Annotated in this window: 20 protein-coding genes; 12 read left to right on the top strand and 8 right to left on the bottom strand. The window is 56.2% G+C overall.

Translation table 11 applies throughout. The features are described 5' to 3' along the window. A complete protein-coding gene (gene minD / locus DCS96_RS05025; protein ID WP_116473229.1) occupies positions 1-813 on the bottom strand; it encodes a septum site-determining protein MinD in 813 nt (270 codons plus the stop codon). 24 nt (positions 814-837) lie between these two features. Further along, the gene (gene minC, locus DCS96_RS05020; RefSeq protein ID WP_116473228.1) at positions 838-1,521 is read right to left on the bottom strand and encodes a septum site-determining protein MinC; all 684 of its coding nucleotides are present in this window, start codon (positions 1,519-1,521) and stop codon (positions 838-840) included. Between the two features lie 105 nt (positions 1,522-1,626). Between minC and DCS96_RS05015 the strand changes: the two genes are divergently transcribed. From DCS96_RS05015 to DCS96_RS05005, 3 genes are read left to right on the top strand one after another with little or no spacing between them, the layout of a single operon-like run. Continuing rightward, positions 1,627-1,911 carry a YcgL domain-containing protein gene (locus DCS96_RS05015; protein ID WP_116473227.1) on the top strand — a complete coding sequence of 95 codons (285 nt, stop codon included), beginning with the start codon at positions 1,627-1,629 and terminating at the stop codon, positions 1,909-1,911. A 47-nt stretch (positions 1,912-1,958) separates the two neighbouring features. Next, positions 1,959-2,636 (top strand): fumarylacetoacetate hydrolase family protein, encoded by a 678-nt coding sequence (locus DCS96_RS05010; RefSeq protein WP_116473226.1) that lies wholly within the window; start codon positions 1,959-1,961, stop codon positions 2,634-2,636. After that, on the top strand, positions 2,626-3,060 hold the full coding sequence (locus tag DCS96_RS05005; RefSeq protein WP_116474534.1) for a YcgN family cysteine cluster protein: 435 nt from the start codon (positions 2,626-2,628) through the stop codon (positions 3,058-3,060). The genes DCS96_RS05010 and DCS96_RS05005 overlap by 11 nt, the downstream gene beginning before the upstream one ends. A 454-nt stretch (positions 3,061-3,514) precedes the next feature. Here the strand turns inward: DCS96_RS05005 and dsbB are convergent, their stop codons facing one another. Beyond that, on the bottom strand, positions 3,515-4,057 hold the full coding sequence (gene dsbB / locus DCS96_RS05000; RefSeq protein ID WP_116473225.1) for a disulfide bond formation protein DsbB: 543 nt from the start codon (positions 4,055-4,057) through the stop codon (positions 3,515-3,517). Between the two features lie 139 nt (positions 4,058-4,196). Here dsbB and fadR point away from each other — a divergent pair, with 139 nt between their 5' ends. Then, positions 4,197-4,910: a fatty acid metabolism transcriptional regulator FadR gene (gene fadR, locus DCS96_RS04995; protein ID WP_116473224.1), complete on the top strand. Its 714-nt coding sequence runs from the start codon at positions 4,197-4,199 to the stop codon at positions 4,908-4,910. A 34-nt stretch (positions 4,911-4,944) separates the two neighbouring features. On the opposite strand, the gene DCS96_RS04990 is transcribed toward fadR, so the two are convergent. Genes DCS96_RS04990 through DCS96_RS04980 form a run of 3 tightly spaced genes read right to left on the bottom strand, consistent with a single transcriptional unit; the run spans position 4,945 to position 9,694 of the window. After that, positions 4,945-6,468 carry a SpoVR family protein gene (locus DCS96_RS04990; protein WP_116473223.1) on the bottom strand — a complete coding sequence of 508 codons (1,524 nt, stop codon included), beginning with the start codon at positions 6,466-6,468 and terminating at the stop codon, positions 4,945-4,947. Positions 6,469-6,475: 7 nt separating this feature from the next. Beyond that, the gene (locus tag DCS96_RS04985) at positions 6,476-7,744 is read right to left on the bottom strand and encodes a YeaH/YhbH family protein (protein ID WP_116473222.1); all 1,269 of its coding nucleotides are present in this window, start codon (positions 7,742-7,744) and stop codon (positions 6,476-6,478) included. 27 nt (positions 7,745-7,771) lie between these two features. Then, complete coding sequence (locus tag DCS96_RS04980) at positions 7,772-9,694, bottom strand: PrkA family serine protein kinase (RefSeq protein WP_116473221.1); 1,923 nt, start codon at positions 9,692-9,694, stop codon at positions 7,772-7,774. 819 nt (positions 9,695-10,513) lie between these two features. On the opposite strand from DCS96_RS04980, the gene DCS96_RS04975 reads away from it, so the two are divergent. Next, positions 10,514-11,110: an FMN-dependent NADH-azoreductase gene (locus DCS96_RS04975; protein WP_116473220.1), complete on the top strand. Its 597-nt coding sequence runs from the start codon at positions 10,514-10,516 to the stop codon at positions 11,108-11,110. 302 nt (positions 11,111-11,412) lie between these two features. On the opposite strand, the gene DCS96_RS04970 is transcribed toward DCS96_RS04975, so the two are convergent. Continuing rightward, positions 11,413-12,732 (bottom strand): aspartate aminotransferase family protein, encoded by a 1,320-nt coding sequence (locus tag DCS96_RS04970; RefSeq protein ID WP_116473219.1) that lies wholly within the window; start codon positions 12,730-12,732, stop codon positions 11,413-11,415. A gap of 526 nt (positions 12,733-13,258) precedes the next feature. Further along, positions 13,259-15,298 (bottom strand): phenylacetic acid degradation bifunctional protein PaaZ, encoded by a 2,040-nt coding sequence (paaZ, locus tag DCS96_RS04965; RefSeq protein ID WP_116473218.1) that lies wholly within the window; start codon positions 15,296-15,298, stop codon positions 13,259-13,261. Between the two features lie 272 nt (positions 15,299-15,570). Between paaZ and paaA the strand changes: the two genes are divergently transcribed. From paaA to paaG, 7 genes are read left to right on the top strand one after another with little or no spacing between them, the layout of a single operon-like run. Then, positions 15,571-16,503 (top strand): 1,2-phenylacetyl-CoA epoxidase subunit PaaA, encoded by a 933-nt coding sequence (paaA, locus tag DCS96_RS04960; RefSeq protein WP_116473217.1) that lies wholly within the window; start codon positions 15,571-15,573, stop codon positions 16,501-16,503. Between the two features lie 11 nt (positions 16,504-16,514). Then, a complete protein-coding gene (gene paaB / locus DCS96_RS04955; protein ID WP_116473216.1) occupies positions 16,515-16,802 on the top strand; it encodes a 1,2-phenylacetyl-CoA epoxidase subunit PaaB in 288 nt (95 codons plus the stop codon). Positions 16,803-16,810: 8 nt separating this feature from the next. Further along, positions 16,811-17,575 (top strand): 1,2-phenylacetyl-CoA epoxidase subunit PaaC, encoded by a 765-nt coding sequence (gene paaC / locus DCS96_RS04950; protein WP_116473215.1) that lies wholly within the window; start codon positions 16,811-16,813, stop codon positions 17,573-17,575. A gap of 11 nt (positions 17,576-17,586) precedes the next feature. After that, on the top strand, positions 17,587-18,081 hold the full coding sequence (gene paaD, locus DCS96_RS04945) for a 1,2-phenylacetyl-CoA epoxidase subunit PaaD (RefSeq protein ID WP_116473214.1): 495 nt from the start codon (positions 17,587-17,589) through the stop codon (positions 18,079-18,081). Between the two features lie 26 nt (positions 18,082-18,107). Next, positions 18,108-19,169 (top strand): 1,2-phenylacetyl-CoA epoxidase subunit PaaE, encoded by a 1,062-nt coding sequence (paaE, locus tag DCS96_RS04940; protein WP_116473213.1) that lies wholly within the window; start codon positions 18,108-18,110, stop codon positions 19,167-19,169. A gap of 9 nt (positions 19,170-19,178) precedes the next feature. Further along, a complete protein-coding gene (locus DCS96_RS04935; protein WP_116473212.1) occupies positions 19,179-19,955 on the top strand; it encodes an enoyl-CoA hydratase-related protein in 777 nt (258 codons plus the stop codon). Further along, the gene (gene paaG, locus DCS96_RS04930) at positions 19,955-20,746 is read left to right on the top strand and encodes a 2-(1,2-epoxy-1,2-dihydrophenyl)acetyl-CoA isomerase PaaG (protein WP_116473211.1); all 792 of its coding nucleotides are present in this window, start codon (positions 19,955-19,957) and stop codon (positions 20,744-20,746) included. Before DCS96_RS04935 ends, paaG begins: the two co-directional genes overlap by 1 nt.

The following is a 20,746-nucleotide window of genomic DNA, read 5'->3' as shown; positions in this document are numbered from 1 at the left end:
TTAACTCCCAAATAGTCGGCTGAAAAAGCCTTTCTTTTCTTCCTGAAGGAAACGGAATTCTTTCTCCTGGCCCAGCAGACGGGCAACCGCATCGGCATAGGCCTGGCCGGCATCAGACTCCTGATCGAGGATCACGGGTTCGCCGGAGTTGGAGGCCTTGAGCACCGCCTGGGATTCCGGGATGACGCCCAGCAGCGGAATGGACAGGATTTCCTGAACATCCTGCACACTGAGCATGTCTCCACGGGTTACCCGGTCCGGCGCATAGCGGGTCAGCAGCAAGTGCTCCTTGATCGGCTCCATGCCCTTTTCCGCCCGTCGGGATTTGGAGGAAAGGATGCCCAGGATACGATCCGAGTCGCGTACCGAGGAGACTTCCGGGTTGGTGGTGACGATGGCTTCATCGGCAAAGTAGAGCGCCATCAGGGCTCCGGTTTCGATACCGGCGGGAGAATCACAGATAATGTATTCAAAGCCCATATCGGCCAGATCATTGAGTACCTTTTCCACGCTGTCCCGGGTCAGGGCGTCTTTGTCCCGGGTTTGTGATGCGGGCAGGATATAGAGTTGATCGACCCGCTTGTCGCGGATCAGGGCCTGGTTAAGGTTGGCATCGCCATTGATAACATTGACGAAATCATAAACGACCCGGCGCTCGCAGCCCATGATGAGGTCCAGGTTGCGCAGCCCGATATCAAAATCGATAACGACGGTCTTATGACCCAGCTTGGCAATACCGGTACTGATGGCCGCGCTGGACGTGGTTTTACCAACACCACCTTTGCCGGATGTGACGACGATGATTCGTGCCATAGTGAATTCCCTAAAAGTCGTTAATTAAAGCTTTTCCAGTTTCAACTGGCCGCCAGCCAAGGAAATACTGACGGCTTGCTCCCAATAGGGCTCCAGCAAGCCATCGCTAACCTGGTAGTGGCCGGCAACCGAAACCAGTTCAGCCATCAGTTGGTCACAATAAATACGTGCGGCTTCATTGCCTTTGGCGCCGGCGACCGCACGGCCCCGCAACTGGCCATAAACATGAATGCTGTCGTCGGCTATCAGTTCGGCGCCATTGCTGACCGAGCCCAGGATCACCAGGGACCCATTGGGCGCATAGAGTTGTTGTCCGGAGCGGACGGGGCCGATATGTAGCTTGTTCGACGTCTGGGGAACAGTGGTTGTCGCCTTGCTTGGGGCGGGCTCGTTGTGCGTAACCCGACCGGAAGCCATGACCGCCAGCCCGGCGGTCCTGATGGCGGAACGCGTTGTTTCATCTCTGGTGCCCGTTACCCCGACAGGAACCAGTCCCAACTCCCTAATAATGCCTGCGAGAGCAGCAAAGTCTATTGTTTTGGTTAATTTTTCAATATTGACCACCAGGGGCGCTGCGCGGAAAAAGTCCGGCGCCTGCGCAATCTTTTCGCGCAGTTGTTGCCCGACGGTAGCCACATCATTATCTGTAATATGAAGCACCGATAAGGTAAAGCTGGTACCTTTCAGTTCGATTCCGCGTTCCGCCATGTGCGGCCATCCCCCGAGGATCCAATCCTTTTTGTTATTGGTCATCCAGATGTTATAGTTTGCCTCACCTAGAGGCAATAAACCCGACGGATTATAATCATTTCCATGTTGTGTGTAGTCTATAAAAGCCCCAAAAAGGCGGAAACGTATTTATTTGTTGAGCGGCGCGACGACTTCTCGCGCGTACCTGCGCCCTTGCTGGCGACCTTTGGTACTCCACAACTGGTGATGTTGATCAATCTGGCAACGAAAACCCAATTGGCCCTGGCCGATCTGAGCAAGGTGACCACGTCTCTCCGGACCCAGGGTTACTACCTGCAGTTGCCACCGCCGCCGGAAAACCTGTTGAAGGCCCACCTGGCTGCACAACAACCCGGTTCCGCCGACTAAGCTAATAGTAACCGAGCCCTTGATTGTGGTCGTTCGGGAGAAATGACATGTATCAACATCTCGATTTAGATGGCCATCCCTTGCCTTACGCGATAGGCAAGGTGGTCTGCGTGGGACGCAGCTACAAAGAGCATGCGGCCGAATTGAACAACCCGGTACCGGAGCAGCCTCTGCTGTTTATCAAGCCGGCCACCAGCCTGGCGCCATTGGATATGCCGCTGATCTTGCCCGAGGGCCTGGGGGCGGTGCACCATGAGCTGGAAGTGGCCCTGCTGATCGGTCGTCACCTGTGCCATGCGGAGCCGGGACATGCCCTGGACGCCGTGGTTGGCGTGGGCCTGGCGCTGGATCTGACGCTGCGCGATGTACAGGACAAACTAAAGGCCAATGGCCAGCCCTGGGAACGGGCCAAGGCCTTCGACGGCGCCTGCCCGATCAGCCCCTTTGCCTTGCCCGAAGTGCTCAATGACCTGCAGCGCCTCGATTTCTCCCTTGCCATCAACAAGGTCGAGCGTCAGGCCGGTAATACCTCCATGATGATGTGGTCAATCGGCCATCTGCTGGCAGAAATGAGCCGCTGCTTCACCCTGAATCCGGGCGATGTGGTATTGACCGGTACCCCGAAAGGGGTTGGCGAGCTGCACAAGGGGGATGAGCTGGAAATGGTGCTGGATGGCCAGTATCGGTTCACCGCCAGGGTTGCGGGTGATGCCCATGCCGGCTGATTTCTGGTATCGCAAATCACTGGATGAGATGTCTGATCAGGAGTGGGAGGCCCTGTGCGACGGTTGTGGCAAGTGCTGTCTGAACAAGTTTATCGATGAAGACACCGATGAGCTGGTGCATACCAATGTTGCCTGTGAACTGCTCAATACCCGTACCTGCGCCTGTAGTGATTATGCCCATCGTTTCGAGCGGGTGCCCGACTGCCTGAAGATTACCCGGGACAAGCTGGAGGAGTACTACTGGCTGCCCTCAACCTGCGCCTACCGGCTGTTGGCCGAGGGTAAAGACCTGCCTTCCTGGCATCCATTGCGCACCGGCACCAAGAGCGCGATGCATAGGGCCGGCCAGTCGGTGCGCGGCAAGGTGGTGCACGAGTCAGAGGTCGGTGACTGGGAAGATCATATCGTTACCTGGGCGATCTGAGCCAGGGTCTATGACCAGCCGACACTAATCCTTTCGTGAGAAGCGGGCGACTCCGCGCAGCCGCTATGTGCCAGCGTCTGGGCAGGTACCAGCCCAGACGCGACGGCTTGACGTCTCCTTTTTATACCCTCTTTATTCATTGCTGCTGATGCTTATACCAATTTGAATAGAGAGCTGATCTTTTTCAAACTCGAAGTCAGAGGCAACACCCGCCTTCCAGGAGCTTAGGCCATCTGCGTTTGGCGATGGCTGCACACATTCACTGGATGTCTGGTCCAGGTCTCAACTTGATGCAGGCTGCAAGCTACCCCTGAGGGCTCGGACATGCCAACCGACCGCCGGAGGGCGGGAATGCCGGAACAGCAGGCGTATTTTCCGGCCATGGCATGTCAAGGTCGCGGAAACGCATCTCTGTGAGCTCCTCCTGCCTGTGCAGAGCAACCAGATAGATCAATTATTTAATCTGTTTGGTATAATTCCTGATGCGTTTGGCGCTGTGCCTGCCTGTCAGTTGTATCAGGATAAACAGCGTCGCCAGGCCCGTCAGCAGGGCATAGATGCCGAACAACCATTGGGGCATGCTCCAGCCGAGCCAGGACCAGTCGATGCTTGCGCAGTCACCGGTAGGATTGAACAGCCAGGGGAGCCAGCGATCCAGTGGTAGCCAGGTTGGAAACTCGGCAAAGCTGGTGCAGACATTGAAAGGGGACGGATTGAGCTGATAGCCCACATGCTCGCGGGCCAGCAGCAAGCCTTCAACCGATGAGGCCAACCATAGCAGCAAGGCGCCTGAGCGCAGCCACAGATGAGCCGGATTCAGCCAGCCGAGCAGGCCCGCAAGGAGCACGCCGAGCAGGGCAGCCCTCTGGTAGACACACATCACACAGGGCTGATAGCCCTGAACATACTGAAAAAACAGTGCCGTTATCAATAACAGGGTGGCGCCCAGGGTGAGCAGGGCCCAGGCAACACGTGAGCGGGAAAAAGAATACAGCATACTTACCCCATATAGAGAAAGAAGTGCCGGCGGACGGTCAAATTGCCTTGCGGCCCGGTTGCACTTGTTAGGAACTGGTCCGCTCTGTTATTATCGTTGCCAATTTTATCAAGCATAACAATTTTAACAGAGTGGTTACATGGTCATAAAGGCGCAAAGCCCTGCCAGTTTCGCAGAAGAATATATCATAGAGTCGATCTGGAATAGCCGTTTCCCGCCGGGATCCATATTGCCTGCCGAACGCGAGTTGTCTGAGCTAATCGGTGTCACCAGAACAACCCTGCGGGAAGTCCTGCAGCGTCTGGCACGGGACGGCTGGTTGACCATACAACATGGCAAACCAACCCGGGTCAACAATTTCTGGGAAACCTCGGGATTGAATATTCTGGAAACCCTGGCGCGTCTGGACGAAGAAAAGGTGCCTGAACTGATTGAGCAACTGCTGTCTGCCCGTACCCATATCAGTAGTATCTTTATTCGTGCCGCGGTCAAGAATGCCCCCGAAAAGGTCATCGAGGCTGTTCAGCCGCTGGCTGATTTGGATGATGAAGCCTATGCTTTTGCCGCCTTTGATTATGAGTTCCATCATCAGTTGGCCTTTGCTTCTGGCAACCCTATCTATGCACTGATATTAAATGGCTTCAAGGGTCTGTATTGCCGGGTCGGCCGCTACTACTTCTCGTCTGCCCAGTCCCGCCTGCTGGCAAGAAATTATTATCTGACCCTGGCCGAGCTGGCTGATGCCGAGCGCCCCGATGATGTGGCGAGCCTGGTTCGTGAGTATGGCAAGGCCTCGGGCAAGCTGTGGCATGAAATGCGTGAGCATATGCCGGAAGGTCTGGTACAAAACTGATGTCACCCCGCCTCCGGGCGGAGGCAGGGTAGGTTCAGATATCCGATGCCGATATCTCAGGGCAACGACCTATGATACTGGCGTTTCCGTCAGGCTCCTCCTGCTCCAGGATCACGTCGAAGCCCCACAAACGATGCACATGTTTGAGTACCTCGTGACGTGAGTCCGCCAGGGGGATACGGTTATGGGGCACATAACGCAGTGTGAGGGATCGATCACCTTTTACGGCCACGTTATACACCTGGATATTGGGCTCCAGATTAGACAGGTTGTATTGGTTGGAGAGGGTCTGCCTCAGCTGGCGGTAGCCCAGCTCATCGTGAATGGCCGAGATCTCCAGGTAGTTTCGGGTGTCATCATCGGCAACCGCAAAGAAGTGAAAATCCCTCATCAGCTTGGGTGACAGAAACTGGCTGATAAAGCTTTCGTCCTTGAAGTTTTCCATGGCAAAGTGCAGGGTTTTTACCCAGTCAGAGCCGGCGATATCGGGAAACCAGGCCTTGTCTTCGGCGGTGGGATGTTCACAGATCCGCCGCAAGTCCTGGAACATGGCAAAACCCAGGGCATAGGGGTTGATGCCCGAGTAATAGCGGCTGTTATAGGGGGGTTGGTAGATAACGTTGGTATGGCTGTGCAATACCTCCATCATAAAGCGGTCGGTAACCAGGCCTTCGTCGTACAGATGCTGGGTAATGGTGTAATGCCAGAAGGTCGCCCAGCCTTCGTTCATCACCTGGGTTTGCTTTTGCGGGTAAAAATACTGGCTGATCTTGCGGACGATACGCACTATCTCACGCTGCCAGGGTTCGAGCAGGGGAGCGTGTTTCTCGATAAAGTACAGAATATTTTCTTCCGGCTCCTGGGGATAACGGCGTTTCTTGACCTGTTTGCTGTCATCAATTCGGGGCAGGGTACGCCACAGTTCGTTGACCTGGGTCTGCAGGTAGGCTTCCCGTGCTTTTTGCCGGCGTTTTTCCTCGGCCAGTGACAGTTTTTGTGGTCGCTTGTAGCGATCCACCCCGTAATTCATCAGTGCATGACAGCTGTCCAGGATGGCCTCGACCTCACTGACGCCGTATTTTTCCTCGCATTCATTAACATAATGTTTCGCAAACAACAGATAGTCGATAATGGATTCGGCATCGGTCCAGGTCTTGAACAAATAATTGTTTTTGAAGAAGGAGTTATGACCATAGCAGGCATGGGCGATGACCAGTGCCTGCATGGGCAGGGTATTTTCTTCCATCAGATAGGCTATACAGGGATTCGAGTTGATGACGATTTCATAGGCCAGGCCCATCTGGCCGCGTTTGTAGTTTTGCTCGGTCTGGATGAATTTCTTGCCATAGGACCAGTGATGGTAGCCAATGGGCATGCCGATACTGGAATAGGCATCCATCATCTGCTCGCCCATGATGATTTCTATCTGATTGGGGTAGGTGTTAAGCCCGTAGCCTCTGGCTACCCGGGAAATTTCCTGATGGTAGGCTTCGAGCAGCTCGAAGGTCCAGTCCGGACCATCACTCAGGGGCTTCACCTTACTCAAGATTTGCTCCATAGCCACCTCATGCCGCTTGTTTCTTGAAAAGCTCCCGGAACACGGGATAAATATCCTCAAGGGTACGAATATGCTCCATGGCGAAATTGGGAAAGCCGCGTGCCACTGTTTCATATTCGTGCCAGAGGGTCTGGTGGGCCCGATTGGTAATCTCGATATAGGCGTAATAACGTACGAACGGCATAATATCGTTATGCAGCAACTGCCGGCACAGGGGAGAGTCATCGGCCCAGTTGTCACCATCGGAGGCCTGGGCGGCGTAAATATTCCATTGATCCGTCGGATAACGAGACTGCATCACCTCTTTCATCATCTGCAAGGCGCTGGATACTATGGTGCCGCCGGTTTCCTGGGAGTAAAAGAATTCCTGCTCGTCTACCTCTTTGGCCTGGGTGTGGTGGCGGATAAACACCAGGTCTACGTTTTTGTAGGTCCGGGTCAGAAACAGGTACAGCAGCAGATAAAAGCGTTTAGCCATGTCCTTGGTGGCCTGATCCATGGAGCCGGACACATCCATCAGGCAAAACATGACCGCCTGGGTAGAGGGAATGGGACGTTTTACAAAGTTATTAAAACGCAGATCGAAGGTATCGATAAAGGGGACCGCCTCAATGCGACGTTTGAGCTCGCTTATTTCATCTTCTACCTCCTGAATACGGGCGTAGTTTACCGCGGGCCGTTTGCTGAGCTCGGCCAGTTCCTGCTCCAGTTGCTCTACCGTCTTTTTCTTGCCCGCCTGCAAGGCGGTACGGCGGGCCAGGGACTGGCGTAATGAACGTATGATGTTGATATTGTTGGGTACACCATCTGAGGTATAGCCGGCCCTGAAGGTTTTCATTTCACTGATTTTATTGAGCTTGTTTTTTTCCAGGTTGGGCAGCTCCAGGCCATCAAACAGCAGGTCAAGGTACTCGTCCTTGGATATCTGAAAGACGAAGTCGTCCTGGCCCTCACCCTGATTGCTGGCATCACCCTTTCCGCTCCCCGATCCCCCTCCGCCGAGGGGGCGATCTACCCGATCGCCGGTGATAAACTGATCGTTGCCCGGATGGACTTGCTCGCGCTTTCCTCCTTTGGTTTGATGGAAGATGGGCTCCGAAATATCCCGGGTGGGAATGGAGACACTCTCACCCTTGTCGATATCCTGGATGCTGCGCTTCAAGACGGCGTCTGACACCGCCTTCTTGAGTTGTTGTTTATAGCGGCGGATAAAGCGCTGCCGGTTGACAGCACTCTTGTTCCGTCCGTTTAACCGTCTATCGATGAAATGCGCCATAATCCCCCCAACGAGTGTGAGCTGTGATCAGCTTGATTTCCGTACCCTGAGGTACCATTCGGACAACAGTCGTACTTGTTTGCGGGTATAGCCCTTTTCCATCATGCGCGCGACAAAGTCGTCATGTTTTTTCTGCTCATCGGCACTGGTTTTGGCGTTGAAGGAAATAACCGGCAGCAGCTCCTCGGTATTGGAGAACATTTTCTTCTCGATAACGGTCCTGAGTTTTTCGTAGCTGGTCCAGTTGGGATTCTTACCCGCATTGTTGGCCCTGGCGCGCAGTACGAAGTTGACGATTTCATTACGGAAGTCTTTGGGATTGCTGATCCCGGCCGGTTTCTCGATTTTTTCCAGCTCGGCGTTCAGCGCCGCACGGTCGAACAGCTGACCGGTTTCGGGATCCCGGTATTCCTGATCCTGAATCCAGAAATCCGCATAGATGACATAACGATCAAAGATGTTCTGCCCGTATTCGGAGTAGGACTCGAGATAGGCGGTCTGGATTTCCTTGCCGATAAACTCGACATATTTGGGGATCAGGTAGCCCTTGATAAATTCCAGGTAACGGTCATGGGTCTCCTGGGGGAACTGTTCCCGCTCAATTTGTTGTTCGAGCACATAGAAGAGGTGGACCGGGTTGGCGGCGACCTCCGCGTGGTCGAAGTTGAAGACCCGCGACAGTATCTTGAAGGCAAAACGGGTAGATAGGCCGCTCATGCCTTCATCAACCCCTGCATAGTCGCGGTATTCCTGATACGACTTGGCCTTGGGATCCGTATCTTTAAGGCTTTCACCGTCGTAGACCCGCATCTTGGAGTAGATGCTGGAGTTCTCCGGTTCCTTAAGCCGTGACAGCACGGTAAATTGCCCCAGGGTTTCCAGCGTGCCGGGAGCACACTTGGCATGGGACAGCTCACTGTTCAACAGCAGCTTTTTGTAGATTTCAACCTCTTCGGTGACCCGCAGGCAGTAGGGCACCTTGACGATATACACCCGGTCCAGGAATGCCTCGTTGTTCTTGTTGTTTTTGAAATGCTGCCATTCAGACTCGTTCGAGTGAGCCAGTATGATGCCCTCGAAGGGGAGGGCGGACAGGCCTTCGGTACTGTTATAGTTACCTTCCTGGGTAGCCGTCAGCAAGGGGTGCAGCACCTTGATCGGGGCCTTGAACATTTCCACGAATTCCATCAGGCCCTGGTTGGACTTACAGAGGGAACCGGAGAAGGAATAGGCGTCGGCATCGTCCTGTGAATAGTGTTCCAGTTGGCGGATATCCACCTTACCGACCAGCGAGGAAATATCCTGGTTGTTGTCGTCACCGGGCTCGGTTTTGGATATGGCGATCTGATCCAGAATGGAGGGGTATATCTTTTCTACCTTGAAGCGGGTGATATCACCGCCATACTCATGCAGCCGCTTCACTGCCCATGGGGACATGATGGGTCTCAGGTAGCGGCGCGGTATGCCGTATTCTTTCTCTACTACCGGCCCGTCTTCATCCAGATCGAACAGGCAAAATGGGTGGTCATTGACCGGCGAATCTTTCAGTCGGTAGATAGGTACCTTCTGCATCAGAGATTTGAGTCGTTCAGCCAGTGAAGACTTACCGCCGCCTACCGGACCCAACAGGTAGAGGATTTGTTTCTTTTCTTCCAGGCCCTGGGCGGCATGTTTAAGGTAGGACACTATCTGTTCAATACTGTCCTCCATGCCGTAAAATTCGGAGAATGCCGGATAGCGGGCAATGACCCGGTTTGAAAACAGGCGGCTATACCTGGGCACCTGAGCCGTATCTATCATTTCCGGCTCGCCGATGGCCATCAACAGGCGTTCGGATGCTGATGCGTAGCAGGCCTTATCCTCACGACACATTTCGAGGAATTCCTGCAGGCTATACTCTTCTTCCTTGGCTTTTTCATAGCGCGTTTGATAATGCTCAAAAATTCCCATAACCAATCCCCCTTAAATCACCGGTCTTTTCACAATCAAAGACAGGGTCTTGCGCACACACATTTCATCACGTAGCTCATACTTTACTAATAAGGTTAGTCAGGTTTTTTTCTTTTTGCCTGATTAATACTAGTGATTTCAAACGTTTTGCTACACTGCTCGCATTTATAAGCTGTTCTCGAACGAGTCTTTATTAGGGGTGACTTAAAGTAGCAATGATTCCCTTGGCCAAGCTTAACCCCGGGCCGCCTTGTAACCGCACTGCAACATAATGTTGTTAGACTGGAGTGAAGTGGATCGATACCACCTCCGGTGACCGGATGAGATGACGGCTCACAGGATTATTGTGTTGATTTTTTCGTAAAATTGTAGGTTTTTCTCCTTGCGCTAACGTTAATGTAAGGTTGGTGGTGGTTTGTTGTTCAGTTGTTGGTTTTGTGATTTTTTTACATTGACTTCACTTCTCAGCACGGATAGATTGGAAGGGCATCAAGGTCTAGTCAACTTGCTCCAGCCGATTTAGCAACTTGTTAGGTAAAGATGCATAGCTCTGTTTAAGCACGTTTCCGTTTGTTTTACCCTCGCTTGCGAGGGTTTTCTTTTTGTAATATTCAGACAAAATTCTTTACGTTATCGTAAACGTCATCTTCCGCGGTCAGGTTATTCAAAATATTTGACGGTCTTGTCCTTCTTTTTCCAATTTCTTGTTTTTTGGTACTCCTGTACAGTTTTGTCATCGGGTTAAGCCTGTTCTGGTTTAACCAGTTTTCAAACAATTGAGCATGTTTATCAATTGGATAACACATACTGGAGAGCTACATGACACGTACTTTGATACTGAAATCCAGCATCCTGGGTGACTTCTCTCAATCAGCAAAATTAATTGACTTTATGGTTGAGCGTGCCGGCAGTAAAGATGGCCAGCAGCCGCAGATCCGTGATCTGGCCGCCCATCCTTTACCACTTCTCGATGGCGCAGCCGTATCGGCGATACGTGGGGGAGAGGGGCTGAGTCAGCATCAGCAAAATATCCTGGCCCTGTCTGATCAGCTGGTTGAAGAATTGCGGGCGGCCGACACCCTGGTGATTGCTGCTCCCATGTACAACTTTCATATTCCGGTACAGCTGAAAGCCTGGATCGATCTTGTCTGTCGTGCCGGTGTGACCTTCAAGTACACGGAGCAGGGGCCGCAAGGTCTGATGACCGGCAAGAAGGCGGTGGTGATCACCACCCGTGGCGGCCTGCACAAAGACAAGCCGACCGATCTTATTACCCCTTATATGCAGACCATACTGGGCTTTATCGGCATTACCGAGGTGGAATTTATCTATGCCGAGGCCCTGGCCATGGGAGAGGAAGCACAACAGGCTGAACTGAGCCAGGCTCAAAGCGCGCTGGAAAAATTGGTCGCCTAATTCCGCTATTATGCCAACATGCAAAGATGGTCATCGACAATAAACAGGCCGCATCGGTAAATACATGAAAGTCGGTCAGCCAGGCTGATCCTTGTCAGGATCAGCCTGGCTTTTTTCATTCATGCTTTATTTTTCATCATCCACAAAGGGATTACCATGCCCACCCTGTTCGATCCGCTTACCATCATCCGGTGATAACTCACTGATTGTTAATGTCATCATGCTCCGTTGCCGCAAGCTGTCTCGCAGCAACAGAGTCGACTGGCAACCCGCTTTGTTTACCAGTATGCCTTTTCTGACTGTCAGCCGAATTGCTGGCGGATGGACAACTCCAGGATACCGATGGCGTCGTCGATATGTGACTTTTCAATAATAAGCGGAGGGGACATGGCGATGGCGTCGCCCAACGAGCGCAGCATCATGCCATGGTCCCAGGCCCTGGTTTGTACCTGTCCCCCGCTGATCCCGACCTTTTCCGGCTGGGGCTCAAACTCCACCGCGGCAATCATCGAGTAATTGCGAATGTCGATCACGCCGGGCAGATCTTTCAGGCTGTGCAGGCCCTGTTCAAAGTAGCGGGCCAGCTCCCCCTGTTCGGCGCCCCTATGATAGAGCCCCTCCTGCTCATAGATGTCCAGGGTGGCCATGGCGGCGGCACAGGCCAGCGGATGGGCCGAATAGGTATAGCCATGGAAAAACTCCACCCCGGACGCGGCATTGTCCACTATGGCCTGATAAATATCCTCATGGGCCAGTACTGCGCCCATGGGCGCGGCGCCATTGGTCAGGCCCTTGGCGGTGGTGATGATATCGGGGGTCACTTCGAAGGTTTGGCTGGCAAAGACATTGCCGGTACGTCCAAAACCACAGATCACCTCGTCGAAGATCAACAGGATATCGTGGCGATCGCATATTTCGCGGATGCGCTTCAGATAGCCGACCGGGGGCGGCAATACGCCGCCGGCACCGGTAATCGGCTCAATGATCACCGCCGCGATGCGGCTGGCGTCATGCAAGGCGATCAGCCGCTCCAATTCATCCGCTTTTTCCACGCCATGGGCTGGCAAACCGCGGGAAAAAGCGTTGCGCTGCAGATCCAGGGTGTGGGGCAGGTGGTCGGTCGGCAACCACTGACCAAAGGCCTTGTAGTTGTTGGTGATGCCGCCGACGGCGATGCCACCGAAGTTCACCCCGTGATAACCGCGTTCACGACCGATAAAAATCTGCTTGCCGCCCTTGCCCTGGGCCTGATGATAGGCCAGCGCCATCTTCAGGGCGGTTTCAACCGATTCGGATCCCGAGTTGGTGTAGAACACCTTGTTCAGTTTACCCGGCGCCAGCGCCGCCAGCCGATCGGACAGGCTGAAGGAGAGGGGATGGCCAAAACCGAAGCAGGGCGCATAGTCCAGCGTTTTAGCCTGTTGTGCTATGGTTTCGGCAATGTGGGGGTGACCGTGTCCGGCATTACAGCACCACAAGCCGGCGGTCATATCCAGTACCTGGCGCTGCTGGTCCGTGGTCCAGTACATGCCCTGGGCACCGACCAGCATGCGGGGGCTCGCCTTGAAGGCTTTATTGGGGGTAAAGGGCATCCAGTGGGCGGCTAATTCATGGCTATTCATCTTTGCTTTCCCTCACACTATCGCTATGGGCTGTTTCACGGTTTGGTTGATATCGGCAGTGTGAACAAGATGGAATGTTTGAAAAATCATGCTGTTTCAATGTTCAGTTTGAAAATGCTAAACATGAATGGGGAGGAGTGGCCTTGCGCCGATGTCAGGATTCAATAACGAGAGCCTCCGCGACCCTGGCGGTCAGATGGCGCTGCGGTGCCCCCATGGCGCAGCGTGCTGCCTGCACCTGGTTTTACGACTGGCTGAACATCCGGTGAATATTTGCAGCAGGAGTAACATCAGCTGGCTTCACGGCGAGTCTGCGTTCGAGCCTGATTTCTATAGCACAAATGGGAGCAGTCATTCAGCTTGCTCGGCTCGCCAGCAAAAAAATGCCGGTCATCCAGACCGGCATTAAAAGTGTCCCGACTATGTCCTGGGATCGTCGGCCACTCGACAGGGAAACCGTTAATGGGAGAGCTGGGAGTCGGGAGTAGCAGGAATACTCAATCCGTTTCCCTGCTCCCGGTTTCTTTTAATCCCTGGCTTCGACCAGGGTCAGGATATCGTAGCTGGCTACCAGTTCATCGCGCTGGTTTTTGACCTTGATATCCCAGACCACCACGCCCTGGGGCAGGTCTTCCGGATTGCGTCTGGGCTTGCGGGTCTTCTGCTTGCAGGTAAGCTCCACCTGTATGGTGTCGCCAATCTTCACCGGCTCGATAAAGCGTAATCCTTCCATGCCGTAGTTGGCGATCACCGGGCCCGGTGCTGCATCCACGAACAAGCCGGCTGCGGCGGAGACTACGAAATAACCGTGGGCAACCCGCTCGCCGAACAGGGACTCGGCGGCGGCGATCTTGTCCATGTGAGCATAGAAGTGGTCCCCGCTCAGGCAGCCGAAATTGACAATATCGGCTTCGGTCACGGTGCGGCGGGCCGTTTTCAGCTGCTCACCGATGGCCAGCTCGTCGAAGTACTTGCGGAATGGATGAACCCGGTCGGTAACCACTGGCGCCCCCGTGTTCCAGCTGTGGGTGACCTGGCTCATGGCGCCAGGTGAAGCCTGGATGGCGGTGCGTTGCATGTAGTGTTTGACTGCGCGCAGGCCGCCCAGCTCTTGGCCACCCCCGGCGCGGCCGGGACCGCCGTGCACCAGGTGGGGCAGGGGTGAACCGTGGCCGGTGCTTTCTTCGGCACTGATCGGATCCAGCAGGTGCAGGCGGCCATGCCAGGGGCCGAGTCGGCCAATCAGCCCGGATACATCCTGGCCGGCCTCGAATACCACCGAGGCCACCAGGCTGCCTTCGCCGAGGGCTACCAGCTCGACCAACTCGTCTTCGGAGTCGTAGGGGAGCAGGGTACAGACGGGGCCAAAGGCTTCGGTGTTGTGTACAGCCGGGCTTTCTTTCGGCTGGTTGCACAGCAGCAGGGTCGGCGGATAGAAGGCGCCGGCATCCGGGGTGTCGGCCAGCACTTCGAAGGGCACAAGATGGCCACCGCACAGGATCTCGGCCTGGGTCGACAGCAGCGCGACACGCTCAGAGACGTCTTTTAGCTGGCGCAGGCTGGCCAGCGGGCCCATGGTTACCCCTTCTATGGCCGGATCGCCGAGCACTACCTTGCCCAGACGGGCCAGCAGCGCGTCTTTTACCCGGTCCAGCAGGGCGCGGGGCACAAAGGCGCGGCGAATAGCAGTACATTTTTGACCGGCCTTGGTGGTCATTTCCCGCATGACTTCCCGCACAAACAGCCTGATGGCGTCGTCATCGGCACCCTCGGCGAGGATGGCGCTGTTGACCGAGTCCGCTTCCATGGTGAAGGGCACGGACCGGTGGTTGAAGTTGGGGTGGGCGCGCAGGGTCTGACCGGTGTGGGCCGAGCCGGTGAAGGTGGCCACATCCTGGGGGCCCAGCAGATCCAGCAGGTTGTTGACGCCGCCGCAGATGATCTGCAGGGCGCCGGCGGGCAGTATGCCGGACTCGACGGCCGACTTGACCACGGCCTGGGCCAGTTGGGCGCCATCGGTGGCGGGTTTGATAATGGCCGGCATACCCGCCAGCAGGGTGGGAGCCAGTTTTTCCAGCATACCCCATACCGGGAAATTGAAGGCGTTGATATGCACGGCCACACCGGGCTTGGGGGTCAGGACATGGCGCGCACCGAAGCCGCCCCTGCGGGACAGGGGGATCCAGTCGTCCTCTACCAGGATGCGCTCGTCACTTAGTTCACGACGTACCAGGCTGGAATAGGTAAAGAGGGTGGCAAAACCGCCTTCGATGTCGATCCAGCTGTCCTTGCGGGTGGCACCGGTGGCGGTGGATAGCTCGTAGAAGTCTTCTTTCTGTGCCGCCAGATGACTTGCCAGATTCTTCAGCATCAGGGCCCGCTGGTGAAAGCTCATGGCCGCCAGTTGCTTGCCTCCCTGGCGGGCGAAATCCAGCGTGGCCGTCATATCTAGGCCTTCGCTGGTCACTTCATACAGGGCTTCGCCGGTCACGGCATGTCTGACCAGGCGACCTTCTCCGCTACCCGCCTGCCATTGGCCGGCCACATAGCTTTGCAGCTTTTCCATGGGTTCTTCTCTCTCTTAACGTGACACATCAAAGTGTGGTTTTAACAAATGGGTGTTACATAATTTGTTTTTATTTTGGCTTGTTGTCAATGCTCCCTGTGTGAGCAAGCAGGGAGTGAACACTATTTTTATAGTTAACCATTTGTTTTCATTGTAAAACACTAAATAATAAATATGATTCATAAAAAAATGGTTTGAAATTAATATCGTGTCATATTAACTTGGCCTCATGTTTTTTAAATGTTGCACTAATTGGTATTGGAGGCTGAGTAGTGGAAAACGCAGAACAACAGGCGAAGTTTGATCAGACTATCGCGGCCGAGATCAGCATAGAGCCCAGGGACTGGATGCCCGAGGCATACCGCAAGACCCTGATCCGTCAGATTGGTCAGCATGCCCATTCCGAAGTGGTGGGTATGCTGCCGGAAGGCAACTGGATAACGAGGGCGCCGACCCTGCGCCGCAAGGCGGTGTTGCTGGCCAAGGTGCAGGATGAAGCGGGTCACGCCCTTTACCTGTACAGCGCTGCAGAAACCCTGGGCGCCGATCGGAACGACATGGTGGAGAAGCTGATTAACGGCAAGATGAAATACTCCTCCATCTTTAACTATCCCACCCTCAGCTGGGCCGATGTGGCTGCCATCGGCTGGCTGGTCGATGGTGCTGCCATCGTCAACCAGGTGGCCCTGTGCCGCGCCTCCTATGGACCCTATGCTCGCGCCATGGTGCGGGTGTGCAAAGAAGAAAGCTTCCATCAGCGCCAGGGCTTTGAGGCCATGATGGCGTTGGCGGGCGGCACCGAGGTGCAGAAGCAGATGGCTCAGGATGCGGTCAACCGCTTCTGGTGGCCGGTGCTAACCATGTTTGGCCCCTGTGATGATGATTCGCCCAATTCGGCCCAGAGCATGGCCTGGAACATCAAGCGTTTCAGCAACGATGAACTGCGCCAGAAATTTGTCGACAACACTGTGCCCCAGGTAGAAGCCCTCGGCCTGACCGTGCCGGATCCGGATCTGAAGTGGAACGAAGAAACCGGCCATTACGAATTTGGCGAGATCAACTGGGATGAATTCTATGCGGTGGTCGCCGGCCAGGGCCCGTGCAACCACGAGCGGATCAACGCCCGTCGCAAGGCCTGGGAAGAAGGCCGTTGGGTGCGTGAAGCCGCCAGTGCCTATGCCGCCCGCCATCAGCAAGCCGCCTAAGGAGAGAGAATATGAAAACCAATCAATGGCCGTTATTTGAAGTATTTATCCGCAGCAAGCAGGGTCTGCATCACCGCCATGTGGGCAGCCTGAGGGCTGCGGATGAGACCATGGCGCTGGAAAATGCCCGTGACGCCTACACCCGTCGCCGTGAAGGCGTCAGCATCTGGGTGGTCAAGTCTGAGCTTATCACCGCCAGTCAGCCGGGTGACAAGGAGGCTTTTTTTGAGCCCGCCGACGACAAGGTGTACCGCCACCCGACGTTTTACACCATCCCAGACGGCATAGGCCATATGTAGGAGGCGTCATGGACAAGGCATTACAAGATTCGCTGTTTAACTATCTGCTGCGTCTGGGCGACAGCCAGCTGGTATTGTCCCATCGCCTGTCGGAGTGGTGTGGCCATGCGCCCGAGCTGGAGCTGGACATCGCCCTGGCCAATATTGGCCTGGATTGCCTGGGTCAGGCGCGCACCCTGCTGACTCTGGCCGGCGAAGTGGAAGGTCAGGGACGAGATGAAGACCAGCTGGCCTATCATCGCGACGAGCGGGAGTTCAGGAACCTGCTGTTGTGCGAACAGCCCAACGGCGACTTTGCCCAGACCCTGGTCCGCCAGTGGTTCATGGATCATTACCACCAGCTGCTGTTTACCGAGCTGAGCAAGTCTGATTACGCACCGCTGGCCGCCTTCGGGGTCAAGTCCCTGAAAGAGGCGAATTACCACCTGCGTTTTTCCAGTGGCTGGATCCAGCGATTGGGGCAGGGCACCGAAGAAAGTGCGCGGCGCACCCAGGCAGCCATCGACGAGTTGTGGCGTTTTACCGGTGAACTGTTCGTGTCCGACGAGGTGGAAGGCACCCTGGCCGACGCCGGTATTATCCCCAGTCTGGCAGAGCTGGCGCCGCTATGGGCCAGCCGGATCGCCGAACAGGCCCGACAGGCAGAACTGACCCTGCCCGAACAGGCGGCCTATCGCCAGGGAGGCAAGCAGGGCCTGCACACCGAGCATCTGGGCTACCTGTTGGCAGAAATGCAGACCCTGCAGCGCAGCTATCCGAACATGAGCTGGTAAGGAGGTTTCAGGTGCAGATTAGCGACCCTCGTATTCCCCGTAGCTGGGATGTGCTTAAAACCGTGACCGATCCCGAGATACCGGCCTTATCGGTCACCGACCTGGGCATGATCCGGGGCGTGAACGCGGCGACAGACGGCAGCCTGTGTATCCGCCTGACGCCCACCTACAGCGGTTGTCCGGCCACCGATATGCTGGAGGCGGACATCCTCGCTGCCCTCGACAACGCCGGACTGGGCCCGGCCCGGGTGCAGCTGGATTTGTCCGAAGCCTGGACCACTGACTGGATGAGCGCCGACGGCAAACGCAAGCTGAGGGAATATGGTATAGCACCGCCCCAGGGTCCGGCTTGCGGGCAGCACCTGATACCCACCGATGGGGTGCCCTGTCCGCAATGCGGGAGCGGGCATACCCGTTTGATCAGCGAATTTGGCTCGACCGCCTGCAAGGCACAATACCAGTGCCGGGACTGTCTTGAGCCTTTTGATTATTTCAAGTGCATTTAGCCCTCAACCGCACAGGGAGCAAAGTCATGAATCAGTTTTATTCGTTGCGGGTTAAATCCGTACAAGAGCAGACCCGGGATGCCATCGCCATCTCCTTCGAGCTGGACGGTGACAACCAGCGCCGTTTTCGGTTCAAGCCCGGCCAGCACCTGACCCTCAAGCATCTGCATGAGGGTGAAGAGCTGCGCCGCTGCTACTCCATCTGCAGCCGGGAGGGCCATGAAGACTTGACCATAGCGGTCAAGCGTATTCCCGACGGCCGTTTTTCCAATTGGGTCAACGACAACCTCAGGCCCGGCGATGTGCTGGATGTCATGCCGCCCCAGGGCGTGTTTTTTCAGCAGGCCGAAAAACTGGGGGGGGGCCGCTACCTGGGCTTTGCCGCCGGCAGTGGCATTACCCCCCTGCTGTCCATCGTCAAGACTCTGCTCGCAAGCCAGCCAGATGCCAGTTTCACCCTGGTGTACGGCAACCGCAGCTGGGGTCAGACCATGTTTGCCGACGAGCTGGCCGATCTGAAAGACGCCTATCCGAGCCGCTTTCAGTTTGTCTGCATCTTCAGCCGGGAGCAGGGCGAGAGCGAAATCCTCAACGGCCGTCTGGACGAGGCCAAGATCCGTGCCCTGCTCGAATACCAACTGCTGTCTGCTGACGTTGACCACTGCTTTGCCTGTGGCCCTGAAGAAATGATGAATGCGGTCGAGCTGGTGCTGCCGGAATTCGGCCTGGCCCGCGAGCGGCTGCATAGCGAACGTTTCAACACAGGCCCGACTCGTCCGCTCAGTGCCGAACAGCGTGCCAGCCGCAGCCAGGGGGAAGTCAGTATCATCCTCGATGGCCGGGCAATGCAGATAGAGGTGCGGCCGGAAGACGACAGTATCCTGGATGCGGCCCTCACTGCCGGTGCCGATCTGCCTTATGCCTGCAAGGGCGGCGTCTGCGCCACCTGCAAGTGCAAGGTACTGGAAGGCGAGGTCGACATGACACTCAACTACAGCCTGGAGCAGGACGAGCTGGACGCTGGTTATGTACTGAGCTGTCAGGCCCGCCCCAGGAGCGGTGCGGTGCGCATCAGCTTCGACGACTGAGGAAGAAGGATGAACTGTCAGGATATTTTGGTCAGCCCGGTCGACGCCGGTGTCTTGACCATCACCCTCAACCGGCCCGCACGGCGCAATGCGCTGCGTAACCAGACCCTGCGTGAAATCGGCGAAGTACTGGCGGATGCCGCCGGCAACCCCGAGGTCAGGTCCGTGGTTATCCAGGGTAACCCGCGCTGCTTCGCCGCCGGCGCCGATCTGGAAGAAATGCGTCACCTGGATGCGGTTGGCCTGCAGCAGGACGAGCGTCCCGCCTTGTGGCGGTGCATCGACGAGTTCGGCAAGCCGCTGATTGCCGCCGTCAATGGTTACGCCCTGGGGGCCGGCCTGGAGCTGGTGTTGCACTGCGACCTGGTGGTGGCTGGCAAGGGTGCCCTGCTGGGTCTGCCGGAAATAAAACTGGGCATCATGCCCGGCGCCGGCGGAACCCAGCGGCTGAGCCGCCAGATTGGCCAGCAGACGGCGATGAAGATGGTGCTCACCGGCGAGCCGGTGACCGCTGAGCGGGCTTATGAACTGGGGCTGGTCAGCCAACTGTGCGTACCTGCGCTGACCGATGAATATGCGTTCAAGCTGGCCCGGCAGATTGCCGTCCAGGCCCCGCTGGCGGTACAGGCCGCCAAGGCCGCCATCAAGGCCTGCCAGGAAACCAGTCTGAGTCAGGGTTTGCGTCAGGAACGTCAGGCCTTTGTCTGGCTGGCCGGCACCGAAGACAGAAACGAAGGCATCAATGCCTTCCTGGAAAAACGTGCACCGCACTACCGGGGGAAATAATGGAATACCAACATATCGAATGTTACCAGGAAGGCGCCGTCGGCGTGCTGGTGCTGAACCGTCCGGCCCAGCTCAACAGCTTTAACGAGCTCATGCACCAGGAAGTGGCCGCCGTGCTCAAGGCCTGGGAGAACAACCCGGAAGTGCGCGCCATCCTGATGACCGGCAACGGCCGCGGCTTTTGTGCCGGCCAGGATCTGGGTGATCGTGCCGTCAACAGCGGTGAGATAGCGCCGGATCTGGGCCAGTCCATCGACCGTTACTACAACCCGCTGATCAAGCGCATCACCGGCATGCCCAAGCCGGTGATCTGTGCGGTGAACGGCGTGGCCGCCGGCGCCGGCGCCAATATCGCCCTGGCCTGCGACATCGTGATTGCCGCCCGCAGCGCCTCCTTTATCCAGGCATTCTGCCGGCTGGGCCTGGTGCCCGATTCCGGTGGTACCTGGTTGTTGCCGCGCCTGGTCGGCCGGGCCCGTGCCCTGGCGCTGACCCTGCGGGGTGACAAGGTCAGCGCCGAGCAGGCCCGGGAAATGGGCATGATCTGGCAAGTGGTGGAAGATGACCAGCTGCAAAGCGAAGCCATGCAGCAGGCCCAGCAGTTGTCCCGCCAGCCCACCTATGGTCTGGGGCTTATCAAGCAGGCCATCAACAGCGCCGCCGACAACAGCCTGGATGAACAGCTGGAGCTGGAGCGGGACCTGCAGCGACTGGCCGGCCGCAGTGAAGATTACCGGGAAGGGGTTGACGCCTTCCTCAACAAACGTACCCCCGAATACAAGGGCCGTTAA

The sequence above is a fragment of the Zobellella maritima genome (assembly GCF_003075035.1).
Taxonomy (GTDB): Bacteria; Pseudomonadota; Gammaproteobacteria; order Enterobacterales; family Aeromonadaceae; genus Oceanimonas; species Oceanimonas maritima.
This window is presented reverse-complemented; position numbering and strand designations above follow the sequence as displayed.